Annotated in this window: 6 protein-coding genes; 3 read left to right on the forward strand and 3 right to left on the reverse strand. The window is 68.9% G+C overall.

What is annotated here, in order from left to right; genetic code table 11:
- Window positions 1-19 precede the first annotated feature (19 nt).
- Together ACE3OK_RS03630 and ACE3OK_RS03635 are read right to left on the reverse strand one after the other, a co-directional pair.
- Entirely contained in the window at window positions 20-2,029 is a 2,010-nt protein-coding gene (locus ACE3OK_RS03630) for a M13 family metallopeptidase (protein WP_374248175.1), read from the reverse strand.
- Window positions 2,030-2,108: 79 nt separating this feature from the next.
- Window positions 2,109-3,863, reverse strand: coding sequence for a peptide MFS transporter (locus ACE3OK_RS03635; protein WP_374248176.1), 1,755 nt, complete (start codon window positions 3,861-3,863; stop codon window positions 2,109-2,111).
- A gap of 186 nt (window positions 3,864-4,049) precedes the next feature.
- On the opposite strand from ACE3OK_RS03635, the gene gyrA reads away from it, so the two are divergent.
- The 3 genes from gyrA (at window position 4,050) to pbpC (ending at window position 14,140) form a co-directional block, all read left to right on the forward strand.
- Entirely contained in the window at window positions 4,050-6,662 is a 2,613-nt protein-coding gene (gyrA, locus tag ACE3OK_RS03640) for a DNA gyrase subunit A (protein WP_374248177.1), read from the forward strand.
- Window positions 6,663-6,791: 129 nt separating this feature from the next.
- Complete coding sequence (locus tag ACE3OK_RS03645; protein ID WP_374248178.1) at window positions 6,792-11,744, forward strand: alpha-2-macroglobulin; 4,953 nt, start codon at window positions 6,792-6,794, stop codon at window positions 11,742-11,744.
- Window positions 11,741-14,140 carry a penicillin-binding protein 1C gene (pbpC, locus tag ACE3OK_RS03650; protein WP_374248179.1) on the forward strand — a complete coding sequence of 800 codons (2,400 nt, stop codon included), beginning with the start codon at window positions 11,741-11,743 and terminating at the stop codon, window positions 14,138-14,140. The genes ACE3OK_RS03645 and pbpC overlap by 4 nt, the downstream gene beginning before the upstream one ends.
- Window positions 14,141-14,155: 15 nt before the next feature.
- Here the strand turns inward: pbpC and ACE3OK_RS03655 are convergent, their stop codons facing one another.
- Complete coding sequence (locus ACE3OK_RS03655; RefSeq protein ID WP_374248180.1) at window positions 14,156-14,638, reverse strand: peroxiredoxin; 483 nt, start codon at window positions 14,636-14,638, stop codon at window positions 14,156-14,158.
- Window positions 14,639-14,662 lie beyond the last annotated feature (24 nt).

A 14,662-nucleotide genomic window follows, 5' to 3' on the forward strand; every position in this document is an offset into this window, starting at 1 on the left:
CCGGGCCGGCCCACCCGCTTCAGTCGAAGACGTGCAGCGTCGCCTTGGGCTGCATCGGTGTGCCGGGTTTGCAGCTGAATGCGGTACCGAACCCCGCCTGCTGCATCAGCGGGGCATTGGCGCGCCATTGCCCCGGCGCGCGCACGTCCTGCAACACGCGCAGGCGGGCCTCGTCGGTGGTGACCTGCTGCGCCCACAACTGCGCCCAGCCGGTGTAGAAACCGCGTTCGGACTTGGCGTCGAGATTGGGTTGGGCATTGCGCAGAGCGGCAAGCGCGATGTCCACGCCGGCCAGGTCGGCCAGGTTTTCGTCGCGGGTCAAATCGCCATCGACATGGGTGGCCGGCAGGCCCGGATAAGGCAGGGCGGCATACAGGGCCGCCACTTTTTTGCCCAGTGCGTCCCAGGCGGTGGTTTCATCGCTTCCCCACCAGTCGCGCACGTTGCCGCCGGCATCGACATGGCGACCACGGGCATCGATGGCATGGCTGAGTTCGTGCCCCACCAGCGCGCCGAACGCGCCGTATTGGTTCGCCAGTGGCACCGCGGTGTCCAGCACCGGCATCTGCAGCATGGCGGCAGTGACGATCAGGCGGTTGTGGGCGAGGTCGTAGGCCAGCGCCGGTTGTTGCGGCAGCACGTCCCAGCGCCGCGCCGCGCTGTGCTTGCCGATCCGCTTCATTTCCTGGCGGTGGCGCCAAGTGGAGGCGATCAGCATGTTGCCGCCGAAGCTGCCACGGCCCATCGGTTGCAGGGTGAAGTCGAGATCGTCGGGGGGGCTGCCCACTTCGATGCGCAGTTGTTCCAGCTTCTTGCGGGCCTCGGCCTTGGCGGCGTCGCCCAGCAGCGGGCTGGTGGCAAGTGCGCGTTGCAGGGCATCGCGCACCTGCGCGGCGATTTGTTCGGCCTGCTGGCGGGTGGCCGCAGGCAGGTAGGCGGCGGTGTATTCCCTGCCCAGCATCGGCCCGGCGGCCAGGTTGATCGCGTCCAGCACCTGCTGCCAGCGCGGAGCCGGAGCCGCCTGGCCCAGCAGCACCTTGCCGCGGAAGGCGAAGGTGGCATCCCGCCAGGGGGCGGAGAGGTACGGGGCCATGGCATCGCCCACCCGCCAGCGCAGATAGGCCTGCCATTGCGCGGGCTTGAGGCTGCCAACCAACCCGTCGATGCGGGTGAACAGCGCCGGGTTGGCCAGCGAGACGGTGTCGTCGCTGATGCCTTGCGCCTTCAGGAAGGCGTCCAGTTGCAGGTTGCGGAACTGCTTGCCCAGCCCGGCGGCGGGCATGGGGGCGAAATTGTTGCGTGGGTCGCGCAGGTCGGTCAGCGGGCGCGCGCCCTCGGCGATGCGGCGCTCCAGGTCCAGGACCTGCGCGGTCTGGGTTTCGATGTCCTTCGGCGCCACCCCGCTCAGGGCGAGGATCTTGCGGATGTAATCGGCATAGCGCGCCAGCAGGGCCTTGGTGTCGGCGTCGGTGCGGGTGTAGTAGGCCGGGTCGGGCAGGCCGATGCCGCCCTGGCTGAAATAGCCGAGATGGCGATCGAGGTCGCGCAGGTCGACGTCGGCACCGAAGTGGAAGGCCACCGGGATGCCCACCTGGTGCAGCGCGGCGATCGCGGGGGCGATGTCCTTGCTGCTGCGGATGGCGTCGATGCGCTTGAACAGCGGGGCCACCGGGGCGGCGCCGTCGGCGTCCACCGCGGCTTCGTCGAGCCCGCTGGCCCAGAAATCACCCAGCAGTTTCTGCACGTTGCCTTGTGGCGCGCGCATCGCCGCCTCCAGCAGGTCGCGCTGCTGTTGCTGGGCGCGCGCGGTGAGCTGGCCCAGCGCCGAGATCGCGCCGCTGGCCGGCATCGGGTTGCCAGCCAGCCAGCCCTTGTCGGCTTCGGCGTAGAAATTGCTGCACGACAAGGCCGCTTCCGGCCCCGCCTTCCTTGCCGCCGGCTTCTTTTTCGCGGCCCCGGCGTCGGGCGTTGCGAGGCCGGCAGCAAGGGCAATGATCAGGGCGATGGCCAGCGGGCGCGGTGTCGGCATGCGGCAGGTCTCGTGGTGGATGAAACGCCCGAGTGTAGCAGCGCCTCCGCGCGCGGCGACCCCGTTGCCGTGTTCAGTTTCATTTCACCCCGTGCATCATCCGGCGCAGCAGCGGTGCGCCCAGGAAGGCCAGCAGCGCGCAGCCGAGGCCGATCCACAACATCATCCAGAACAGGTGTTGGTACTTGCCGGCGGCGGCCACCAGATCCATGGCCTCGCCTTCCGGCACTTCGATCGCGGCCAGCTTGCCGAACAGCGCGGCCAACGTTTCCGAGAACGCGGTGGCCAGGAACCAGGTGCCCATCATCAGGCTGACCACGCGCGGCACGGCGAGCTGCGTCACCGCCGACAGCCCCACCGGCGACAGGCACATCTCGCCGATCTCCAGGATCAGGTAGGCCAGCACCAGCCACCACACGCTGGCCGGTGCACCGGTGGCGGCCACCTGTTGCGCGGCCAGCGCCATCGGCACGAACGACAGCCCGCCAAACAGCAGGCCGAAGGCCGATTTGGCGGGCTTCGACGGGTCCATGCCGCGCTTGTCCAGCCAGCCCCACAGTGCCGAAAACAGCGGTGCCAGCGCCACCAGGAAGAATGCGCCGAGGTAGGTCAGCGAGCCGGCCGTCTGCGGCAGCGCCACGCAGTCGCGCACCAGCAGCACGATGATCAGCGCGCTGGCCGCCAGGAACAGCGCCCGCGGCGCGGTGGAAGCCGGGTTGCGGTCGGACATCCGTGCCGCCACGAAGAATGCCAGCGGTGCCAGCAGCAACGACAGCGCCGACCACGGCCACGGCGTGCCGTCGCGCACCACCATCGCCGGCACGATGTCCTTGGTCAGCAGGCGATCGGTGAAGGTCACCCACGAGCCGTAGGTCTGCTCGTACAGGGTGAAGAACACCAGCGCCATGAAGATCAGCACCATCATCGCGATCATCTGCTGGCGCTGCACGGGCGTGCAGCGGGTGCCGGTGAACCAGGCGAACCACACCAGCACCGCGCCCAGCACCACCACCATCAGCAGCAGCGCCAGCGACACCTCGCCGCCCAGCGCGAACGCGCCGTTCGCGGCGGCCCACATCAGCCATGCCACCGGCACCACGCCCAGTACCGCAAGCGCGTAGATCAGCCCTTCGCGCGGGATGCCGGCGACGCGCTGGCGCAGCGTGGCGGGGTTGGCCGGCTCGGCGTGGCCGTGCAGGTAGCGCTGCCCCCACAGGAACATCGCAAGGCCCGCCAACATGCCGATGCCGGCGGCGCCGAAGCCGTACCTCCAGCCCCAGGCCTCGCCGATGTAGCCGCAGACCAGCGACGCGAACAGCGCGCCGAGGTTGATGCCGGCATAGAACAGCGAGAAGCCGGAATCGCGGCGCGGGTCATTGTCCGCGTAGAGCTTGCCGACGATGGTGGAGATGTTGGGCTTGAGGAAGCCCACGCCCATGATGATCAGCGCCAGCGACAGGTACATCACTTTCAGCGCGCCCTCGTCGCGCACCACCGTGCCGGCCTGCAGCGTCGCCGCGTGGCCCTCGACGGCCATGCCCACGTGTCCGGCCACCAGCAGCAGCCCGCCGAAGGTCACCGCCTTGCGCATCCCCAGCCAGCGGTCGGCCAGCAGCCCGCCGATCACCGGCACGCAATACACCAGCCCGCCGTAGGCACCCAACAGGTCCAGGCCGGCCCTGTCGCCGAACAAGTGGTACTTGGTGAGGTACAGCAGCAGCAGCGCCTTCATCCCGTAGAACGAAAAGCGCTCCCACATCTCGGTGAAGAAGCAGACATAGACGCCCTTGGGGTGGCCGAGGAAGTCGTCGCGGGCGGGAAGTGCGTGGGGCATGGGGATGTCCGGAAGCAAGGGGCGGGGCGGCGCGGGCAGCGCGCACGCGATGCAGGTGGAACAGGGGCTCGGGAGGCCGCTGGATGGTACAATTTCTGGTTGCAGAAAATCCCGATGGGCAAGCGCGCGGAGCTGGTTCCCGCCGCGTGGCCGCGGGCCGGAACCAGGACCTGAAACGGATACACGATGACCGATCTCGCCAAGGAAATCATTCCCGTCAAGCTGGAAGACGAGATGCGCCGCAGCTACCTCGATTACGCCATGAGCGTGATCGTGGGGCGCGCGCTCCCGGACGTCCGCGATGGCCTGAAGCCGGTGCACCGCCGCGTGCTGTTCGCGATGAACGAACTGGGTGCGCACAGCAACAAGCCGTACTACAAGTCGGCGCGCATCGTCGGTGACGTGATCGGCAAGTACCACCCGCACGGCGACCAGTCGGTGTACGACACGCTGGTGCGCATGGCGCAGCCGTTCTCGCTGCGCTACCTGCTGGTGGACGGGCAGGGCAACTTCGGTTCGGTCGACGGCGACTCTGCCGCGGCGATGCGTTACACCGAGGCGCGCATGGCGCGGCTCAGCCACGAGCTGATGGCCGACATCGACAAGGACACCGTCGATTTCCAGCCCAACTACGACGAAAAGGAACTGGAACCCACGGTCATGCCGACCCGGTTCCCGAACCTGCTGGTCAACGGCTCGGCCGGTATTGCGGTGGGCATGGCCACCAACATCCCGCCGCACAACCTGGGCGAGGTGGTGGACGCGCTGCTGGCGCTGATCGACGACCCGCAGATCGACATCGACGGGCTGATGGAATTCATCCCCGGCCCGGATTTCCCCACCTCCGGCATCATCAACGGCGTCGGTGGCATCCACGTGGCCTACCGCACCGGCAAGGGCCGGGTGCGCATGCGTGCCCGCGCCGACATCGAAGTGGCCGACAACGGCCGCGAGTCGATCATCGTCACCGAGATCCCCTACCAGGTGAACAAGGCGCGGCTGATCGAGAAGATCGCCGAGCTGGTGAAGGAGAAGAAGCTCGAGGGCATCAGCGAGCTGCGCGACGAGTCCGACAAGGACGGCATGCGCATCTACATCGAGGTCAAGCGCGGCGAATCCGCCGACGTGGTGCTGAACAACCTGTACTCGCAGACCCAGATGGAGTCGGTGTTCGGCATCAACATGGTGGCGCTGGTCGATGGCCGCCCGCGGCTGCTGAACCTCAAGCAGATCCTCGAAGCCTTCGTCCGCCACCGCCGCGAAGTGGTGACGCGCCGGACCATCTTCGAACTGCGCAAGGCGCGCGCACGCGCGCACATCCTCGAAGGCCTGACCGTTGCGCTGGCCAACATCGACGCGATGATCGAGCTGATCAAGACTTCGGAGAACCCGGGCGTCGCCCGCGAGCGCATGCTGGCGCGGCGCTGGCAGCCGGGGCTGGTGGGCGCGCTGCTGGCCGCCACCGGCGCCGAGGCCAGCCGGCCGGAAGACCTGCCCGCCGGCGTGGGCCTGCTGGCGGATGGCTACCAGCTCACCGAGACGCAGGCCCAGCAGATCCTGGAAATGCGCCTGCACCGCCTGACCGGGCTGGAGCAGGAGAAGCTGACCGACGAATACCGCCAGCTGCTGGAGGAAATCGCCGGGCTGATCCTCATCCTGGAAAACCCGGACGTGCTGCTGGAGAAGATCCGCGAGGAGCTGCGCGCGCTCAAGGCCGAGTTCAACGACCCGCGCCGCAGCGAGATCCGCGCCTCCGAGGAAGACCTCGACATCCTCGACCTGATCGCGCCGGAAGACGTGGTGGTCACGCTCTCCCATGCCGGCTACGCCAAACGCCAGCCGGCCACGACGTATCGCGCGCAGAAGCGCGGCGGCAAGGGCCGCAACGCGGCGGCGACCAAGGACGAGGATTTCATCGACCAGCTGTGGCTGGTCAATACCCACGACACCCTGCTCACCTTCACCAGCCACGGCCGCGTGTTCTGGCTGCCGGTGTACCAGCTGCCGGAGGCCGGGCCGAACGCGCGCGGCCGCCCGATCATCAACTGGATCCCGCTGGAAGAAGGCGAGAAGGTGCAGGCGGTGCAGCCGGTGCGCGAGTACGAGGACGGCAAGTACGTGTTCTTCGCCACCAGGAACGGCACGGTGAAGAAGACCCCGCTGACCGAATACGCGTTCAAGCTGGCGCGCGGCAAGATCGCCATCCACCTGGCCGAAGGCGATGCGCTGGTGAACGCGGAGTTGTCCGACGGCAGCCGCGACATCATGCTGTTTGCCAGCAACGGCAAGGCGGTGCGTTTCGGTGGCGATACCGTGCGCCCGATGGGCCGTACCGCCACCGGCGTGCGCGGGATGAAGCTGGCGGATGGCGAGAGCGTGGTCAGCCTGATCGTGCTGGACGGCGAGGGCGACATCCTCACCGCCAGCGAGAACGGGTTCGGCAAGCGCACCGTGCTGGACGAATTCCCGAAGAAGGGGCGCGGCACCCAGGGCGTGATCGCGATGAAGACCAACGAGCGCAACGGCGCGTTGGTGGGTGCCATCCAGCTCACCGACCACCACGACGTGCTGTTGATTTCCGACGGGGGCACGCTGGTGCGCACGCCGGCCTCGGACATTTCGCAGGTCGGCCGCAATACCCAGGGCGTGACCCTGATGCGGCTGGCGGCGGGCGAAAAACTGCAGGCGATCGAGCGGCTGGACGCCACCCTGGACTCCGGTGATGCGGACGCCATCGGCGAGTCCGGCGAGTCCGGCGAGTCCGGCGAGTCCGGCGAGTCCGGCGAGGTCGCCGGCTGACGGCCTCGTCCCCGTTTCGCGCAACCCGAAGCCCGGCTGAATGCCGGGCTTTTTTCATGCCCGGACATGGGCCGCTGGCGGCCGTGATTTGCGTCCTATACTCGAAACGCCCCCACCGGATGGACCCCGATGTCACTGCCACGGATTTTGTCGCTGCGTTGCTTGCTGAGTGTGTCGTTGGTGTTTGTGCTGGTGGCCGGGTTGCCGGCCTGCAAGCGCAACCAGGCCGGGCAGATGCCCGCCGTCGGCGGCGAGGCCATCCGCGCCCAGCGCGAGGCGGTGAAGGGGTTTGCAATCGTGCGCGCCTACCCGGACCAGCGCTCGGACAGCCTGGCGGTGGCGGTGGAATTTTCGCGCCCGTTGGTGGGCACCCAGGATTTCGATGCGCTGCTGGTCATCGATGCCAACGGTGAAGAGCAAAGCGGCTGGGCGCTCGGCGACGATGGCAAGACCCTGCGTTACCCGAGCGTGGCCGCCAACAAGACCTACACCGTGAAGGTGTCCGGCGCGCTGACCGCGGCCGACGGCAGCAAGCTGGGCAAGGACGTCGAGCTGAAGGTGTACACCGGGGCGCTGGAGCCGGCGGTGGGTTTTGCATCGCAGGGCAGCGTGATCCCGGCCCGGGAATCGCGTGGTTTGCCGGTGGTGTCGGTCAATGTCGACGACGTGGATGTCGAATTCCTGCGCGTGCGCGATGCCGCGCTGCCGGCCTTTTTTACCCGCTACCAGCGCGGTGGCCAGCGCAGCAATTGGGAGCTCGATCCGTCCTGGTACGACCCGGACGATGCCGACAGCACCCCCCCGATCTCCAAACTGGCCGATCCGGTGTACGTGAACCGCTTCGTGCTGGGCGGTGCGCGCAACGAGCGCGTGCTCACCTACCTGCCGGTGCAGGACATCCCCGAGCTGCAGAAGCCCGGCCTGTACTTCGCGGTGATGAAGCGCACCGGCACCTTCAAGGGCGAGTTCGACGTGGCCTGGTTCACGGTCAGCGACATCGGCCTGCACGTGCGCGCCTACAAGGACAAGCTGTTCGTGCACACCGCGTCGCTGGCCGATGGCGCGGGTATCGGCGGGGTGGACCTGAAGGTGCTGGACGCGCGCGGCGAGCCGGTGTTCAAGGGCCAGACCGACGCCAACGGCAATGCGCTGCTGAACTACACGCTGGACGCCGCGCACGTGCTGACTGCCCGGCATGGCACGGACCTGTCGCTGCTGCCCTTCAACCAGCCGGCGCTGGACTTGTCCGAATTCGCGGTGGAAGGCCGGCCGCAGGCGTGGTTCGACGTGTTCGCCTGGTCCGGGCGCGACCTCTATCGCCCCGGTGAAACCGTGCGCGTGTCGGCGTTGCTGCGCGATTTCGATGGCCGGCCGGTGCTGGCGAAAGGCGGCAAGGCGCAGTCCCTGTTCGTGCGCTTGAAACAGCCGGACGGCAAGACCTTCGTCGATACGCGGCTGGAGCCGCAGGCGCAGGGTTATTACCGCTTCGAGCGGGCGATCCCGGCCGAGGCCCCCACGGGCCGCTGGCAGGTGGAGTTCCGCACCGATCCGGCCAGCGCCGAGGCGGTGCAGGGCATGAGCCTGCGCATCGAGGAGTTCCTGCCCGAGCGCATGAAACTCGACCTGGCCGCCCTCGGCAGTCGCTTGCGGCCGGGCCAGCCCCTGCAATTGCAGGTCAAGGGTGCGTATCTGTACGGTGCCCCCGCCGCCGGCAACCGCTTCACCGCCAAGCTCGCGGTCGCGGTGGATCAGCACCCGCTGGAAGGCGTCGCCCCGGGCCTGGGCAAGGGCTGGTTCTTCGGCGACCCCACCGTGTCGCTGCCGAAGGAGGCCGCCGACATCCTCGATGCAGCGCTGGATGCCAAGGGTGAATTGCAGCAGGCCATCGCCCTGCCCGGCGAGGTGAAAAGCGACACCCCGGTGAAGGCCATCGTGGCCGGCAGCCTGTACGAAAGCGGTGGCCGCACCATCAACCGCAGCCTGGTGCGCACGTTGTGGCCGGCCGACGTGCTGGTGGGCGTGCGTCCGCTGTTCGACGATGGCGACGGCGCCAACGCCAATGCCCCGGCCGGGTTCGAGGTGCAGCGTTTCGATGCCGAAGGCCGGCCGCACCCCGGTACCGGCCTGAAGGTGACACTGGTGCGCGAACGCCGCGACTACCACTGGACGCACGGCGACAGCGGCTGGAGCTTCGATTTCACCCGGCGCTACGAAAACGTGCAGACCCGCAACCTGGACGTGGGCAACAGTGCCGCGCGGGTGGATGTGCCGGTGGAGTGGGGCGATTACCGCCTCGATGTGTACGACCCCGCCACCCGACTGACCATGCGCTATCCGTTCCACGCCGGTTGGGGCTGGGATGACGAAAACCGTGGCCTGGATGCGCGCCCGGACAAGGTCAAGCTGGCGCTGGACAAGACCGCTTACCATGCCGGCGACACCCTCCGGCTCACCCTCACGCCGCCGCATGCGGGCAAGGGCGTGGTGATGGTGGAAAGCGACCACCTGCTGTTCGTGCAATCGGTCGACGTGAAGGCCGGCAGCGTGGTGCAGATCCCGGTCACCGCCGAGTGGGAACGGCATGACGTTTACGTCACCGCGCTGGTGTTCCGTGGTGGCAGCGCCAAGAGCAAGATCACCCCGGCACGTGCGGTGGGCGAAGCCTTCGTGCCGATGGACCGGCGTGACCGCCGGGTGGCGGTGGGGCTGGCGGTGAAGCCGCAGGTGCGCCCGCAACAGCCCTTGCAGGTGACCCTGAGCGCGCCGCAATTGGCCGGCAAGCAGGCGTGGGCCACGGTGTCGGCGGTGGACGTGGGCATCCTCAACATCACCCGCTTCCCGGTGCCGGATGCGGTGGCGCACTTCTTCGCCCAGCGTCGTCTGGGGGTGGATGCCTACGACATCTACGGCCGCGTGATCGAAAGCTACGACGGCGGTACCGCCAAGCTGCGCTTCGGTGGCGACATGGCGCTGGCCGCGTTGCCACAGGCGCGTCGCCCCACCGCGCGGGTGCAGACGGTGGACTTGTTCTCCGGGCCGGTGCAGCTGGATGCCAAGGGCATCGCGCGCATCGCGCTTCCGGTGCCGGACTTCAACGGCACGCTGCGGGTGTCGGCGCTGGTGTATTCCGATACCCGTTACGGCAACCGCGATGCCGAGGTGGTGGTGCGCGCGCCGATCGTGGCCGAAGCCGGGATGCCGCGGGTGATGGCGCCGGGCGACCGCGGCATGGTGACGCTGGATGTTTCCAACTACACCGGCAAGCCCGGCAATTTCAGCGTGCAGGTCAATGGCATCGGCCCGGCCGCGGTGACCGGCGGCAGCCGCAGCCTGGCGTTGGGGAAGGAGGCCAAGTCCACGCTGAGCTTCCCGCTGGCGGCGCTGGAAGACTACGGCGTGGCGCAGGTGCGGGTGCGGGTGGCGGGCAATGGCTACACGTCCGACCGCCAGTACGACCTGCCGGTGCGGCCGGCATGGCCGTCGGTGCTGCGCTCGCGTTCGATGATGCTGGCCGCCGGCAGTGCCGCGAGCATGGACGCGGGCCTTGCCGAAGGCCTGATGCCGGGCTCGGTGCGGGCGCGCATGCTGGTCAGCGCGCTGCCGCCGATCCCGTTCGGGGCCTCCCTCAAGGGGGCGCTGGACTACCCCTACGGCTGTGCCGAACAGACCACCAGCAAGGGCTTCGCGGCCTTGCTGCTGGATGCCGACACCGGCCAGCGCTTCGGGGTGACGGGGCTGGATGCGGGCAAGCGGCGGGTGCGCATGGAGGGGGCGTTCGGTCGGCTGGCGTCGATGCAGGTGGCCAATGGCCATTTCTCGATGTGGGGTGATGATGGCCATGTCGACCCGCTGCTCACGCCTTACATCGTCGAATTCCTGCTGGATGCGCGGCAGGCCGGCTTCGCCATCCCCGAGCCGGTGCTGCAGAAAGCCCTGCAACGGCTCAGCGAGGACCTGCTTGCCGGCGGCAACGAGTTCTACGGGCGCGACCATCGCCAATACCTGAAGTTCGCCTACCAGGCGTATGCCGGGTATGTGCTGGCGCGGGTCAACCGCGCGCCGCTGGGCACCCTGCGTGCGTTGTACGACAACGACCGCAAGCAGGCCTTGAAGGGCCTGCCGCTGGTGCATCTGGGGCTGGCGCTGGCGATGCAGGGCGACCGCGCGCGCGGCGAGAAGGCGATTGCCGAAGGCTTTGCCTTCCAGGGCGATCGCCAGGGCTGGCTGGGCGATTACGGCAGTCCGTTGCGCGACATGGCGGTGATGATCGCGATGACCCATGAGCGCGGGTTCGCCAAGCCGGCGTACGATGCCCGCGTGTCCGACGTGGTGTACGAACTGGATGCGCGCCGGCGGGCGTCGTGGCTGTGGCTGAGCACGCAGGAACAGATCGCGATGGCCCGCCTGGGCAAGGCCCTGCTGGTGAGCCGGGGCAAGCAGGTGACCGGCACCCTGCTGGCAGCCGGTGTCCCGCAGGCCCTTCCCGCTGCCCGCAGCTTCGCCCGCGAACTGGATTACGCCGCGCTGGCCAAGGGGCTGCGGTTCCTGCCATCCGGCACGCCACCGTACTACGCCAGCCTGGACGTGGCCGGCGTGCCGCGCACGCCGCCGCCGGCGGACGCCAGCACCATCAAGGTCGAGCGCAGTTTGTTCACCACCGATGGCAAGCCGTGGACGCCGAGGCCGCTGAAGGAAGGCGAGGCGCTGATCGTGCGGGTGTCCATCACCGCCGACCGCAGCATGCCGGACGCGATGCTGACCGACCTGCTGCCGGCGGGGCTGGAGATCGAGAACTTCAACCTGTCCGATGCCCGGCAATGGGCCGAGGTGGCGGTGGACGGCATCGACATCAGCGACCGCTCCAGTGCCGCCGACGTGCAGCATGAAGAGTTCCGCGACGACCGCTACGTGGCCGCACTGAAACTGGAGGCCGGTACTGCGGCGCAGGTGTTCTACCTGGTGCGCGCGGTGACCCCGGGCAGCTACACGGTGCCGCCGCCGCTGGTGGAAGACATGTACCGCCCCGACCTGCGTGGCGTCGGCAAGGCGGTGCCGGAACGGATCACGGTGGTGCAGCCGTGAGGTTGCCGCCTTCCCCCGCGGTCGGGGGAAGGGCGCGGCGGTGGTGGCGACGCCTGCGGCCCTGGTTGCGCTGGGGCACGGTGGCGTTGTTGTTGGCGCTGCTGGTGCTGGACCTGGCATTCCCGCTGCCGCTGCCGGCCCGCCGCGACCTGGCCACGGTGGTGGTGGCGCGCGATGGCAGTCCACTGCGCGCGTTCGCCGATGCGCGGGGGGTGTGGCGCTATCCGGCCACGCCGGAGCACGTGTCGCCGTTGTACCTGCAAGCATTGCTGGGCTACGAAGACCGCTGGTTCTGGCACCACCCCGGCATCAATCCGCTGGCGATGCTGCGGGCTGGCGGGCAGTGGCTGGGCAGCCGGCGAATCGTGTCCGGGGGCTCCACCTTGACCATGCAGGTGGCGCGCATCATCGACCCGGCGCTGCGCGACGGGCGCACGCGCACGGTGGGCGGCAAGCTGCGGCAGGTATTGCGCGCCCTGCAACTGGAGGCGCACCTGTCCAAGCGCGAGATTCTCACGCTGTATCTGGAGCGCGCGCCGTTCGGCGGTGCCATCGAAGGCGTGGAAGCGGCCAGTTGGGCCTACCTCGGCAAGCCCGCCGCGCGGTTGTCGCATGCCGAGGCGGCCTTGTTGGCCGTGCTGCCGCAAGCACCCGGCCGGCTGCGCCCGGACCGTGACCCGGAGGCGGCGCAGGCCGCCCGCGACAAGTTGCTGGCACGGATGGCCGCGCGCCGCGTCTGGACGCAGGCGCAGGTGGACGACGCCCGCATCGAAAACGTGATCGCGCGGCGGTTGCGGCAACCGCAGGACGCCGCCTTGTTGGCGCAACGCCTGCATCTGGCCCAGCCCGGCCAGCGGCGCATCGTCACCACCCTCGATGCCGGCTTGCAGCGGGCGCTGGAAGAACGCGTCGCCGGATATTTCTCCAGCCTGCCACCGCGCACCTCGGCGGCGTTGCTGGTGGTGGACAACGCCAGCCTGGAAGCCCGCGCCTACGTCGGCTCGGTGGCGTTCGGCGACAAGCAGCGGCTTGGTGACGTGGACATGGTGCGGGCCTGGCGTTCGCCCGGTTCCACCCTCAAGCCGTTCCTGTACGGCATGGCGCTGGACGATGGCCTGATCCATTCCGAAAGCCTGCTGGTGGACGCGCCGCAGTCGTTCGGCAGCTACCGCCCGGGCAATTTCGACGGGGCCTACAACGGTCCGATCGGTGCCGCCGAAGCGTTGCGGCTGTCGCTCAACATCCCGGCGGTGGAGCTGCTGGATCGGGTGGGGCCGGCGCGTTTCGCCGCCCGCCTTGGGCATGCCGGCCTTGCCTTGAAACTGCCGCCGGGCGCGGCACCGAACCTGTCGATGATCCTGGGCGGCACCGGTGCGCGGCTGGAGGATCTGGTGGGTGCCTTCGCCGCCTTGCAGCGCGGTGGCATCGCCGGCCACGTGCGCTACGTGCCGGATGCGCCACGGGTGGACCGGCGGCTGCTCTCGCCCGGTGCGGCGTGGATCGTGCGCGAGATGTTGGCAACCGGCATGCGCCCCGGCGAGCGCGACGGCATGTTCGACAATGGCCGCCGCCCGCAGCTGGCGTGGAAGACCGGCACCAGTTACGGCTTTCGCGATGCCTGGGCGGTGGGGGCCACCCCGCGTTACAGCGTGGGCGTGTGGGTGGGGCGGCCCGATGGCACGCCGCTGCCCGGCCAGTACGGCGCGGTGACCGCCTTGCCGCTGCTGTTCGAGGTCATCGACAGCCTGCCGCGCACCGGCAAGGACGCGCTGCGGCTGCCGCAGCCGGCCAGCGTGGCCGAAGTCGACATCTGCTGGCCGCTGGGCACGGCGGCCGATGCACAGCCTGCGGAGCTGTGCCAGAAGCGGATGCGGGCGTGGACGCTGGCCGGCGTGGTGCCGCCCACGCTGGCCGAGCGTCAGCTGCGGCTGTGGAATGCGGGTATCGAAAATTTCGAGGTCGATGCCGCGACCGGCGAACGCCTGTCCGCCGATTGCAGCGCAACACATGCGGCCCGGCCCCGGCAGATCGCGCGTTGGCCGGTGCTGGCGACGCCGTGGCTGCCGGTGGCGTGGCGGCAGCGGGCCAGCCTGCCGGCACTGGCGAAGGACTGCCGCGATGACGGCCGCGACGCGCTGGAGGCCCTGCACATCGACGGCGTGACCGACGGTGCCACCCTGGCCCGTGCCCCCGGGCAGCGCGCCGGCGTGCAGCTGGCGCTGCGGGCGATCGGTACCGGCACCCGCGTGCAGTGGTTGCTGGACGGGCGCGGCATCGGCAGCAGCGAAGGCGGGCGCGTCCTGCAGCACGCGTTCGACGAGCCCGGCCCGCACGTCTTGACCGCGCTGGCCGACAGCGGTGCCTGGGACAGCCTGCGCTTCACCATCCTTGAGTGAGCTGTCGGCGCGCGCTCACGCCGGCAGATTGGCCAATACATGCTCCGCCGACGACACCCGGAACTCGCCGGGCGCTTCCACCCACAGCCCCCGCACGATGCCGGCTTCGGCATACAGGGCGAAACGCTTGCTGCGCACACCCATGCCGTAGCCGCTGGCATCCATCTCCAGCCCCAATGCACGGGTGAAATCGGCGTTGCCATCGGCCAGCATCTTCAAGCCGGCCGGCACCTGCTGGGCGGTTCCCCAGGCTTGCATCACGAACGTGTCATTGACGGCCATGCAGGCCACCTCGATGCCGCGTGCGCGAAAATCGTCGAAATGCGCGACGAAGCCGGGCAGGTGGCGTTCCGAGCATGTGGGGGTAAAGGCACCAGGCACCGCGAACAACACCAGCTTGCAGCCGTTGAACAAGGTGTGGGTATCGATCCGGTGCACGCCGTTGTCGATGTAGGACAGCACCGCTTCCGGAATGGGGTCGCCAACTTGAATCGTCATGTTCGAACCTCATTTCGATGAAAA

It is taken from the genome of Thermomonas sp. (assembly GCF_041905325.1).
Classification (GTDB): Bacteria; Pseudomonadota; Gammaproteobacteria; order Xanthomonadales; family Xanthomonadaceae; genus Thermomonas.

Excerpts from the sequence above, each read along its gene's own strand:
- ACE3OK_RS03655 (WP_374248180.1), bottom strand. The coding sequence starts at position 14,638 with ATGACGATTCAAGTTGGCGACCCCATTCCGGAAGCGGTGCTGTCCTAC.
- ACE3OK_RS03645 (WP_374248178.1), top strand. The coding sequence starts at position 6,792 with ATGTCACTGCCACGGATTTTGTCGCTGCGTTGCTTGCTGAGTGTGTCG.
- ACE3OK_RS03630 (WP_374248175.1), bottom strand. The coding sequence starts at position 2,029 with ATGCCGACACCGCGCCCGCTGGCCATCGCCCTGATCATTGCCCTTGCT.
- ACE3OK_RS03635 (WP_374248176.1), bottom strand. The coding sequence starts at position 3,863 with ATGCCCCACGCACTTCCCGCCCGCGACGACTTCCTCGGCCACCCCAAG.
- gyrA (WP_374248177.1), top strand. The coding sequence starts at position 4,050 with ATGACCGATCTCGCCAAGGAAATCATTCCCGTCAAGCTGGAAGACGAG.